This is a genomic window from Mariniplasma anaerobium (assembly GCF_016865445.1).
GTDB lineage: Bacteria > Bacillota_I > Bacilli_A > Acholeplasmatales > Acholeplasmataceae > Mariniplasma > Mariniplasma anaerobium.
Window position 1 is genome coordinate 1,000,585 of sequence record NZ_AP024412.1, and the last position, 11,994, is coordinate 1,012,578.

The 11,994-nt window shown below is 29.9% G+C and carries 8 protein-coding genes; 3 read left to right on the forward strand and 5 right to left on the reverse strand.

The genetic code is table 11. The features are described from left to right. Positions 1-23: 23 nt before the first annotated feature. Both lon and tig read right to left on the reverse strand, forming a co-directional pair. Positions 24-2,333, reverse strand: a complete 2,310-nt coding sequence (gene lon / locus MPAN_RS04840; protein WP_176239526.1) for an endopeptidase La — start codon at positions 2,331-2,333, stop codon at positions 24-26. A 128-nt stretch (positions 2,334-2,461) separates the two neighbouring features. Beyond that, positions 2,462-3,742 carry a trigger factor gene (gene tig / locus MPAN_RS04845; RefSeq protein ID WP_176239527.1) on the reverse strand — a complete coding sequence of 427 codons (1,281 nt, stop codon included), beginning with the start codon at positions 3,740-3,742 and terminating at the stop codon, positions 2,462-2,464. A 157-nt stretch (positions 3,743-3,899) separates the two neighbouring features. Between tig and MPAN_RS04850 the strand changes: the two genes are divergently transcribed. From MPAN_RS04850 to MPAN_RS04860, 3 genes are all read left to right on the forward strand, one after another. Further along, positions 3,900-5,018, forward strand: a complete 1,119-nt coding sequence (locus tag MPAN_RS04850; RefSeq protein WP_176239528.1) for a GNAT family N-acetyltransferase — start codon at positions 3,900-3,902, stop codon at positions 5,016-5,018. 87 nt (positions 5,019-5,105) lie between these two features. Next, entirely contained in the window at positions 5,106-6,818 is a 1,713-nt protein-coding gene (locus tag MPAN_RS04855; protein ID WP_176239529.1) for a phosphoenolpyruvate carboxykinase (ATP), read from the forward strand. Positions 6,819-6,886: 68 nt separating this feature from the next. After that, a complete protein-coding gene (locus MPAN_RS04860) occupies positions 6,887-8,275 on the forward strand; it encodes an O-antigen ligase family protein (protein WP_176239530.1) in 1,389 nt (462 codons plus the stop codon). Positions 8,276-8,315: 40 nt separating this feature from the next. Here MPAN_RS04860 and MPAN_RS04865 read toward each other — a convergent pair whose 3' ends face one another. Genes MPAN_RS04865 through MPAN_RS04875 form a run of 3 tightly spaced genes read right to left on the reverse strand, consistent with a single transcriptional unit; the run spans position 8,316 to position 11,885 of the window. Next, the gene (locus MPAN_RS04865; RefSeq protein WP_176239531.1) at positions 8,316-9,941 is read right to left on the reverse strand and encodes an EAL domain-containing protein; all 1,626 of its coding nucleotides are present in this window, start codon (positions 9,939-9,941) and stop codon (positions 8,316-8,318) included. Between the two features lie 12 nt (positions 9,942-9,953). Then, positions 9,954-10,964 carry a branched-chain amino acid aminotransferase gene (locus MPAN_RS04870; RefSeq protein WP_176239532.1) on the reverse strand — a complete coding sequence of 337 codons (1,011 nt, stop codon included), beginning with the start codon at positions 10,962-10,964 and terminating at the stop codon, positions 9,954-9,956. A 24-nt stretch (positions 10,965-10,988) separates the two neighbouring features. Next, complete coding sequence (locus MPAN_RS04875; RefSeq protein ID WP_176239533.1) at positions 10,989-11,885, reverse strand: hypothetical protein; 897 nt, start codon at positions 11,883-11,885, stop codon at positions 10,989-10,991. Positions 11,886-11,994: the final 109 nt, after the last annotated feature.

The window sequence follows — 11,994 nt, forward strand, 5'->3', positions numbered from 1 at the left end:
TATTGACTACTTTTAATTATAACTTATTTAAGCGCAATTTTAAAGACTTCATTCACATTTTCAACAGTTATGATTTCTAATGCTGATCTTACTTCTTCAGGAATGTCATCAATATCTTTTTCATTTTGTTTTGGAATTAAAATTGTCTTTAATCCACTTCTATGAGCAGCAATTGATTTTTCTCTTAAGCCACCAATAGGTAGTACATGTCCTCTTAATGTGATTTCACCAGTCATCCCAACTTCTTTTCTAACATATTTTTGTGTAGCAGCTGAGACAATTGCAGTTGCAATTGTAATACCTGCAGAAGGTCCATCTTTAGGAACTGCTCCTTCAGGCACATGAATATGGAAATCATTTTCTTCAAATAATGAAGGATCTAAATTAAGATTTTTAGCGTTTGATTTAACAAATGATAGAGCTGTTTGTGCTGATTCTTTCATCACATCGCCAAGTTTACCTGTTAAAACCAAATGGCCTTTACCCTTATAGTAAGTCACTTCAACTGGAAGTGTATCTCCACCAAAGGCTGTATAAGCTAATCCAGTAGCAACACCAATTTGTTCTTTAGCATCTGCTAAATTATGAGTATACTTAGGTTTGCCAACATATGCTTCTAAAGCTTCATCATCAATATATATAGTTGAAATTTTCTTTAATAATATATCTTTAATACCTTTTCTAATCAAGGCCCCAATATATCTATTCAATTCACGCACACCAGCTTCTCTGGTGTAGTGTTGAATGATATGATATATCGCATCATCAGTAATTTCAAAATCTTTATCTTTAAGACCATGAGCCTTTAATTGTTTTTTAATTAAATGACGTCTAGCAATTTGGAATTTTTCATGTTCAGTATAACTAGATAATTCAACAATTTCCATACGGTCTCTTAAAGGCGCAGGTACGTTTTCTAAATAGTTTGCTGTTGTTATAAATAACACTTGTGATAAATCATAAGGTTCTTCTAAATAATGGTCACTAAAATTAGCATTTTGTTCAGGATCTAAAACTTCAAGCATTGCAGATGCTGGATCCCCTTTGAAATCACTGCTCATCTTATCGATTTCATCGAGTAAGAAGACAGGGTTCATGGTCTTCGCATCTTTCATACCTTTAATAATACGACCTGGCATAGCTCCAATATAGGTTCTTCTATGTCCTCTTATTTCTGATTCATCTCTGACACCACCTAAAGATTGTTTAACAAACTTACGATTAAGTGCTTCAGCTATTGATATAGCAAGTGATGTTTTACCAACACCAGGAGGACCAGCAAGACATAAAATTGTTTGTGGATTACGTTTTGTCATAATCTTAACAGCTAAATATTCAATAATACGATCTTTAACTTTTTCTAAAGCGTAATGGTTTTCATCAAGTTTTTGTTGAACCTTTTTCAAATCATAATTATCTTTACTTGATTTATGCCAAGGCAAATCAACTAGCAAATCAAGATAAGATTTAATAATTGATGATTCTGCCATTGCAGAAGGTGTAGATTGATATCTAGAAAGTTCAGCTAATGCTTTAACTTCAATGTTTTTAGGCATTTTAGCTTTCAAGATTTTAGTTCTTAGCTCATCAATTTCTTCTTCTTTTTTCGCTTTATCGCCCAATTCATTTTGAATGGCACGCATTTTTTCACGAAGATAATATTCTTTTTGATTTTCATCAATTGATTTTTTAATTTCTTCATTAATCTTTTGTTCTAATTCAACAATCATTTTTTGTTTGTTAATGTCTTCTAATAACATACGTAAACGTTTGTTTAAATCTAATTCTTCTAAATATCTGTATTTTTCTTGTTCGCTTATTTTTAGATAAAACGAAACCATATCACAAACTTTTTCGCTTGTAATACCATTTTGAATTTTTTCTAAGACTTGATTGTTAGGTAATAAAATTGTTTGCCCATATTTTGCGACTTCTTCAACTACCATTTTAACTAAAGTAACCTCTTTATCTTGATCACTCATGATAGTATCTTTTTCTTCATATTCAACCACATAGTATGGTTCAGTTATAAAATAATCTTTAACCTCAATACGGCTAAGAATAGATAGTTTAACTTTATATGCTTCATTTGGCAATTTTATTTTCATTTGAATCTTAGCTAAAACACCAAAAGATTCAATATCTTTTGTTGTTGGTTCTTCGATCAAAGGATTTTTTTGTACTAAGATGATTACATAAGATCCAAAATTCTTTTCAGCTTCTTCTACAGCCTTTAAAGATATCTTACGACCAACTTCAATTCTAAAATCATTATTAGGTACTGGAACAGTACCGCGTACGATGATTGCTGGAAGACTTTTTGCTAGTTCCATATATTTCACTTCCTTCTTTTTATGTTCATAATTATTATAGCACATTTACCAATATTTGCAATCAATATGACTGAGTGCCAATTCCTTTTATTAAAGAAAAGGGAAAACTTAGGTTTCCCCTTTATATTTTATACTTTTTTAGCGTTATCTACAACAAATAAATATGCTTTATTGACAATAACATCTTTTTCTAAGATATTAGTAGGAATATATTTCTTGATTTCATCAACTGCCATCTTATATTGTTCTGCTAGCTCTACATATTTTACTTCTAGTTCTTCTTTGGTTGCTTTAATACCTTCTAATTTAGCGATTTCTTCAATAACTAATGTAGTTTTTACTCTTTTTTCTGATTCAACTTTAACTTGAACGTCAAATTGTTCAGGAGTGATACCGTTCATTTGTAAGAACATATCATATTCTAGACCATATTGTTTAGCTTGATTTGCGATATTTTCTTTATATTGTTTGATTTCATCTTCAACCATAACTTCAGGAACATCTAGCTCAGCTGCATTTACTACTTTTTCGATAATTTCTGATGTCATTGTTTGTTCTGCTTGAGTTTTCTTAGCTGCTTCTAATTCTTCTCTTGTTGTCTTTGTTAATTCTTCAACAGTCTTAACGCCTTCTTTTTCAAGACTTACAACAAATTCATCATTTAATTCAGGTAAGTTTTTGGTTTTAATTTCGTGAAGTGTAACTTTAAATGTAACTTCTTTACCTGCTAAGTTATCAGCTTGATAGTTTTCAGGGAAAGTTACTTTTAAATCTTTTTTCTCTCCTGATTTTAAACCAACCATTTGGTCTTCAAATCCAGGAATGAATTGGTTAGAACCAATTTCTAATTGATAGTTTTCAGCTTTTCCGCCTTCAAAAGGTTCGTTATCAAGGTATCCATCAAAATCAAAGATTGCTGTATCTCCAAGTTCTAATGCGCCTTCTTTTAATTCTAGTTCTGCTTTTTGTCCTAAAAGATTTTTGATTTCTTTATCTACATCAGCATCACTTACTGTTATGTCAATATTTTTAACTTCTATGTTTTTGTATTCGCCTAATTTTACATCAGGTTTAACAGGTGCTTCTAATGATACTTCAAATGGTTCGCCAATCTTGATTTTTGCAAAATCAACATCGACATCAGGTTGACCTACGATTTCATAATCAGGATGAGCTTGTGCTTCATGATATTTATGATGTAATACATGATTGATCGCATCTTCATATAATGATTCAATTCCAAATTTTGTTTCATAAATATTTCTTGGTACATGACCTTTTCTAAATCCTTTTACTTCTACATCTTTTTGAACTGTATCAAACGCATGGCTTAATCCATGTTCAAATTCTTCTGGTGTAACTTCAAATGTGTATTTCACACGGTTTGTTGCTAATTTTTCTACTTTCATGTTATAAACTCCTTTTAAATATTTTTTATGTTTACATGTTTGTCAAACCTTATTTATTATAACATATATTCTATTATAAGAAAGTAATTTGGTTATATATTGCACAATTTCACAAATTGAGATACAATATTAATAAGTTAATGGAGGATTTAATACTATGATTACAATTAAAGAAGTAAATAATTTTGTTGATTCAATTCGTTTTACTGAGTTTCCTAATAAATTATATAAAAAAGTTGAGGCCTTTGTTCCAGCACTTTCAATAGATGAAAGAAACGTATTTAATAAAAAAACAAATCCAGTTCATGAATACTGTGATTCAATTCGTTTTCTTGCATATAATGATGGTAAGCTTGTAGGACGTATTGCAGGTATCATCAATCATAAGCTTAATAAAGCTTTTGATAAAAAGGAAGTTAGATTTTCAAGAATTGATATGATTGATGACATAGAAGTTACAAAAGCATTGATCAAATCAGTCCAAGACTGGGGTACCAAAGAAGGCATGACTGATATCATCGGTCCGATTGGCTTTACCGATCTTGATCGTCAAGGCTTATTAGTTGAAGGTTTTGATCAACTTAATATGTTTATAACTGTTTATAATCATCCTTACTATAAGGAACACCTTGAACAATTAGGATTTGAAAAAGATGTTGACTGGGTTGAAAAACAAATCATGTGGCCAACTGAAGTATCTGATAAAGTTAAACGTGGTGCAGAAATAGCTAGAAAACGCTATGGTTATCGTTTAATTAAAGTTAAAAAGAAAAAAGAATTGTTCAAATACATTTATGAAGCATTTGCAATGTATAATGTAGCATTTGAAGAATTATATGGCTTCTTTCCAATCACTGATAAAGTCATGGATTATTATATTAAACAAATGATCATGATTGTTCAATTAGAATATATCTGGTTTGTTTTAGACAAAGAAGATAAAATAGTAGGCTTTACAGTCATTATGCCAAGTTTAGCCAAAGTCAATAAAAAGAATAATGGTCACTTGTTTCCATTTGGCATCTTTAGATTACTTAGAGGTCTGAAAAAATATGATGTTATTGATCTATATTTCATTGCAGTTGATCCAAAACATCAAGGACATGGTATCATTGCATTAATGTTTGAAGATGGTATTATAACAGGCGCAAAACATGGTGTTAAATTTGCTGAAAGTGGACCTGAACTTGAAGAAAATATTGCAATTCAAAATCAATGGAAATCATTTGATTTTAATGAACATAAACGTAGACGTTGTTATAAAAAGAAAATCTAGGAATTTCCTAGATTTTTTTTATGTGAAAACAATAAATTTAAATATGTATGGTAAAATAGTTTAAACGACAGATAAGGAAATAATACTATGAAAAGATTCCATTTAACAGATAGATATGCGCTCATCAATTTCAATGCATCCCTTTGTGATAACGAGATACAAATCGTTTCATCAAAGAGTTTTGAAATGGTGCTAGCTCAATACATAAGAAAACTTAGATCAGAAAAAGATATCATTATGCTGCAATTTAAAGGGGTATCTATCCCTATGATTCATGATGCATATAAACTCTTGTTGATTTATGATTATTTAGATATAGACAAGAAAAATCCAGCCTTAACACCTCTTTTAAATAAACGAGATGCTTTTTATCGTTTTACCGAAAGTTTTTATGACCATTGGAGAAAACTTGAACGTTTTGGTATGGTTCTAGCAAATAAACGCTATACCAACCAGTCTCATGCAAATCTATTGATCAATGAATCAGATCAATTCAATCAACGTATCTTAAATCTTTATAGAACAATCACACAAAACATATTGGGAAAACAATTTTATACATTAAGACAACTTCCAGCTGGCATAAACGCAAATCTTGCGTTAATGCCTCATAAGTTTAGCGATCATCCAACTTATCATAATCTCCAAAATGTAAATTACATTCAAGAGATACTAACTAGACCTCCATTTATTATTTACTCAAAATCAAATAAACGTGAAGGACTATTTAGAGAAGTTCATGAAAATCCACTTGATCATATTGAAATTAATAAACTTCACTATATAACTTATCCTATTAAAGTGGGTAAACTTATAGCATTCGTATATATTCATAGAGATTTTCTTCATCATGGGATTGCCTTAAGTAATTTATTCGAACCTGCTTCTTTTAAAGATTATGAACATAAAAAACCTGATCTTCTTTATATCTATGGCGTTAGAGAAAATGAATTTGATTGCACATACTATAAAGATTTAGGAGAAAATATATATATTGGAGTTGTTTCTAGATCAGATAAAAATGATTATTTTGGATATATGAAAAAAATGTTATTAACACTACATAACATTCATTCCATTGATCATAAAAATCTACCCATCCATGGAGCAATGGTTAACATCTTATTAAAAAATGGAAAAGAAAAAAATGTAGTTGTTATCGGTGATAGTGGTGCAGGTAAATCAGAAACACTAGAAGCTCTAAGAGTCATAGGTAGGGACTATATTAAAGATATGCGAGTTGTTTTTGATGATATGGGAACATTCTTTATTAAAAACAAAAAGATTTATGCACGAGGAACAGAAACTGGAGCATTTGTTCGCTTAGATGATCTTGATGCAGGATATGCCTATCAAGAAATGGATCGTGCAATATTTTTTAATCCAGATCAATTAAATGCCCGAGTGATTCTACCAGTAAGTACTTATGATTTCATCATTAAAGATCATAGCGTAGATTTTCTGTTTTACGCAAACAATTATATAGATACAAATGATGGTATCACATATTTTGATGATATCAATGATGCACTTAAAACCTTTAAAGAAGGCAAAAGATTTGCTAAAGGAACAACTGCAGAAATTGGATTGGTTAAAAGTTATTTCGCAAATCCTTTTGGACCTGTACAACAGGAACAAATGTGTGATCTATTAATTGATAACATGTTTAAAATCTTATATACGCATCATATTACAGTCGGTGAAATTTATACAAGACTTGCTATCAAAGGTAAAGCGATGAATGGTCCACAAGAGGCTGCTAAAAAATTATTACAACTTATCACTAAAGATGCATCTTAATGCATCTTTTTCCTTTTAAAAAAGGGCTAAACATATTATAATGGGTGTATACATCTTTGGAGGTAGACATGAAACATATCGAACGCTTTTTAAATAGTGGTGTTTATATCGCACTTATTTTTGCGATTACATTGATATCTTGGTCATTTTATCAAGAAACGCCCCCACATATATTTAATCTTTATAACATCATTGGCTTATTTGTTTTAGTAGCTTTGATGTTTTTAATATTAGTTTTCTTTGAAAACACACTATATATAGCTCCTATTTTGATATCATTTTTATTTATTGTTAATAAAAGTGATATGAATTTTGATACAACTACATCTGTCGGATGGGTATACATCGCACTAGCTTTAGTATTTTTAGGCCCTCTCATTCATTATCTTAGATATAAGCCTAAAATAAAAAAGGGCCATTTCACTCTAGGTCTTTTGTTAATCGCAATATCCTATGTATTATCTCTTTTATTCATTCCTTTTGAAATCAACTCTATACCTGTTTCATTATTAGGCTTTGTTTATCTAGGGTTTTACATCTTTTTACTATCTACAGCTAAAGCAAACATTGATTATATTTTTAAGATTATGATCTTTGTAAATATCTTATTAACTGCTCAAGTTGGACTTTATCTTTATAGAGGCTATATTGCTAATCCAGACCTAGCATTTGTTGATAGATTATTTGCTGGATGGGGAAGAAATCTTGGATGGGCAAATGTAAACGATATGTGTTTTTATATCGCTCTAACATTTCCTTCTTATCTATATTTTATTTATAAAAAACCATATCACATGTATTTATGGATCGTCATGATTATTCCTGTTATCTTTGTATTCTTAACAGAATCAAGAGGCGGTTTAATAGGATTTGCGATAAGTTTTATTGGTATTATAGCCTTTAATCTCATTAAAGGACATGTCATGCAGCTAATTCAGATGCTCGTCTTTTTAACAGTCATTGGTATTATCTTTTATATTTATCAAGAAGCTGCGATTAAATGGTGGGACAGATTTATGTTATCCTTTGGAGAAGACTTAAATGACTTTAGTTCTAATAGAATTGAAATCTATCAACAAGGTCTAACCGTTTTTAAAGCACATCCGCTCTTTGGTGGAGGTTGGTTATCACTTCAACAGTTAAATCCTGGCACAAGGCTATTTATGTATCATTCTACACTGGTTCAAGCATTAGCTGCAATGGGTATCTTTGGACTATTTGCATTACTCGTTCATTTCTTTCAAGTTGCAACATTCTTCTTTAAAAACATTACATTAGAAAAATCATTGTTTATCATAGGATATGGTGCAGCTCAAATACATGGACTTATTGATAATGTGCAATATGCAGTTCCTTTCTCACTTTTAATGGTAATTATATTTGCACTATGGGAAACAAGTGAAAAGAAAACTATATTTGATATTAAAGATCATAGATATATTTCCAGTCAAACATAAATAAATAGGAACTTCTATCAAAGATAGAAATTCCTTTTTTTTATTTATAATTTGCAATTAAGTAATTTGTGATTGTTATTTCTTTTTCTGGTCTCATAAAATAATACCCTTGAGCAGTATGACATCCATAAGATTCTAACAAATCTGCTGTCTCTTTATCTTCTATACCTTCTATTAAGACCTCATAGCCTAATTGAAGAGCTAGTGCAATAGTTGCTCTAACAATGGCTTGGGTTGTTTGAGAAATTAGAATTTGACTGGTAAAGAATTTATCAATTTTTATCGTATGAATTGGAAACTGTGCAAGATACGCTAGTGATGAATATCCTTTACCAAAATCATCAATGACTATCTTAAATCCAAATTTAGCAAATTTTTCTAATATAGACTTACTTAATTCTGGTTTTTCCATTAAAACTGTTTCAGTAACTTCTAATTTAACCATATGAGGGGAAATATCAAATGTTCTAAATATAGAAATCATATTTTTATAAAAACTCATATCATAAAGATTTTTTGTGGAAATATTAATAGATATAGGGATTTCAATCCCTTTTTCTTTAAGATCTTGGTGAAATTTTAATGCTTTTCTAAAAATTTCTTCTGTCATTATGTGAACTAAAGATGTCTGTTCAATAGCAGGAATAAAATCATCTGGATAAATCATTTTCTTTATTGGATGATACCATCTAACTAACGCTTCTAATCCAATAGGTTTTCTAGTTTTTAAATCAATTTTTGGTTGATAAACCAAGAATATTTGATTTGTTTTTAAGCTTTCTTCAAATTCACTTAAAAGTTCATATTCATATTTCTTACGTGTTTCCACGTTTTTAAATTTTGTATATAATATATGTTTTTCTAAAGCTTCATTAGCTGCAATATCAGTATTTGTGAAATATGAAGAAACTTCTTGATGTTGTTCAATTCTTATTTGATGAAAACCTAGGCCAAAATCAACAAAAAATTTATATGCGTCAACATGATTAATCCCTTTAATGAGTTTTGAAATTTGTTCAATTTGATCTTCATAACGTTCACATAAAACAATAAGCCAAATTTTATTTAACTGAGGATGAATCACAACAGATTTTGTATCAAATTTAAGAAACTTTTCTTCTAAGATTTGTAAATAATTATAATAAGTTTTATAACCTGCAATATCACATATCGTCTGATGATTTGAAATAATCATTGACATAATCATATAATTCTTTTCAAGGTCAAATGGTATTTCTTTTAAATAATTAATATTGTATAAAGATGATTCAGTATTTACAGTCATCAATGTTTCAATTCTTTCGTTAACATACCGATAGTTTTTAGAAAAATAACCACTCATCAATCCAACTATAACCATCATGACTAATCTAAAGAACCAGTCAGAAAAGAGTTGAGCATCTCCTGTTACTAAATCATATGGCATCAAAGGTCCAACTAATATGCCTGCAATAATGGCTGTAACAAAACCATACACTCCACCTAATATGCCACCAGCAAAAACAATAGCAATATACATTACATGTGTATGTGCTAAATGGTTATTATCTAGTGCTAGAATATAAAAGTAAAAAACTATCAGCATAAAAACCGTAAAGATTGCTGATAAAATTTTGTAATTTTTCTTAATCCATGCAATAAATTTATCAAATGTGATTTGTCTCATAGAAAAACCTTTCTATACTTTAAGTATGGTTATCCAGTTGCTAGGGTCAGGAATATCTCCTGTTTGTATCCCTGTAATAATTCTATAAAGCTCTTTTGTAATTGGACCCATTTCTTTATGATACTTAAATTGATGTTTATGTCCCAAATGGGTAATTGTTCCTATAGGTGTAACTACAGCAGCTGTGCCACATGCTCCAGCTTCATCAATATGATCAAGAGCATCTATATCAATATCACATTCTTGAACATCTAGTGCAAGCATGTGAAAAGCGATATGTCTTAAAGTTCTATTTGTAATACTATCTAAGATAGATGGAGATTTGGGTGTTATATAAGCTTTTTCATGGGTAATTCCAAAGAAATTAGCTGCCCCAACTTCTTCGATTTTAGTATGCGTTGCTGGATCTAGAAAAATAGTATCTGCATACCCTTTTTCTCTAGCTTCTACTTGTGCATATAAGCTTGCTGCATAATTTCCACCAACTTTAACATGTCCTGTACCATGAGGTGCGGCACGATCAATAGATGAAGTAATCATATCTACAGGTTTTAGTGGTCCCTCAAAATAACTTGATACAGGAGAGACTACCACACTAAAGATATATTTTTTTGCTGGTCTTAGTCCTAAATTAGCTCCAACACCAATCATAAAGGGTCTAATATATAAAGTTGAATTAGATCCATATGGTGGAACAAATTCATTATTAGCTAATACAGTCATCTTAACTGCTTCAATAAATATATCATAAGGAATTTTTGGCATCATCATGCGTTCACATGACATTTGAAATCTTTTAGCATTATCAAGTACTCTAAATAAATTGATATTGCCGTCTTTTCTTCTATATGCTTTTAAGCCTTCAAAAGCTTCTTGTCCATAATGTAGTGCTGTTGATGTGGATGAAATAGTAATTGTATCTTCTTCTCTTAATACACCTTCACTCCATTTGCCATCTTCGTAAAAAGAAATGTAGTTAAAAGGTGTTTTTACATATGTAAATCCTTTTGCTTTATTTTCCATATTTTCCTCCCGAAATTATGTAAACTAAATTTCATTTGATTCTTGAGCGTTTTGTCCTCGAAGTCTAAGTTTTTCTGTAAAAAATAGTATCGTATCATCTTTATCATAAATAAAACACATAATTAAAGCGATTAAGCCTCCATAGACTATAACTGGTAAAACCAACCATAGTACAGGTATATAGAATGTAAATCCATAGACTGGATGTGTAACCATAAAGATGGATGGAACTAAAAATCCAATAATCATTCCAACTCCATAAAATTCATTTTTAGATCCAAAAATATATGAAGGATTTCTTTTACTTGGATTAAATAGTTCTTCTTTAGGAACCCAACCTACTGCAGTAATAAATAGTTCATTTAAAAAGATAATTAATAAAACGACAAGCAATACAAATGGTTGTCGATATGCTCTTCTAATAGATAGTTCATGCATTTTGTAATGCATCATAAGAAACGGTACTAAAAACAAAATAAAATGAGCAGTATAAAATCTGATTGTCTCAAGCATAAATGCAGATCTTACGCCTATAGGTATATAACCGTTAAACATCGTGCTCATTGCGTCTAGTGGGACAACAAAGGTTAAAATACCTGATGCCATACCTACCATGACCATATAGTCTTTTAATGTTTTATTTTTAATAAAATATAAAAATGGAAAAATTAAAACACTAACTGCGCATATATTTTCAAAAGACACTTTAGACCATATCGATATTGAATCAAGTATTGTATAAGGGAATATTAAAATCTTTAAAAAATGAATAGCAAGATTAAATATAATCAATCCAAAAATAAAATAGTGTCTAAATTTATCTGATTTGTTTTTTAGAAACTTAACAGATAAGATCGTTACACCAAGTGCAATAAAAATATATAAGAAGTAGTAAAAATTAAATAGTTCTACGACTGGCATGAAATCACACTCCTATTACTTATGATTATATCATATTTCATGTTAATTTATCTAGATTTTCATATGAAAAGAAGGTATATGATAATCATATACCTTCCTATATTTAATT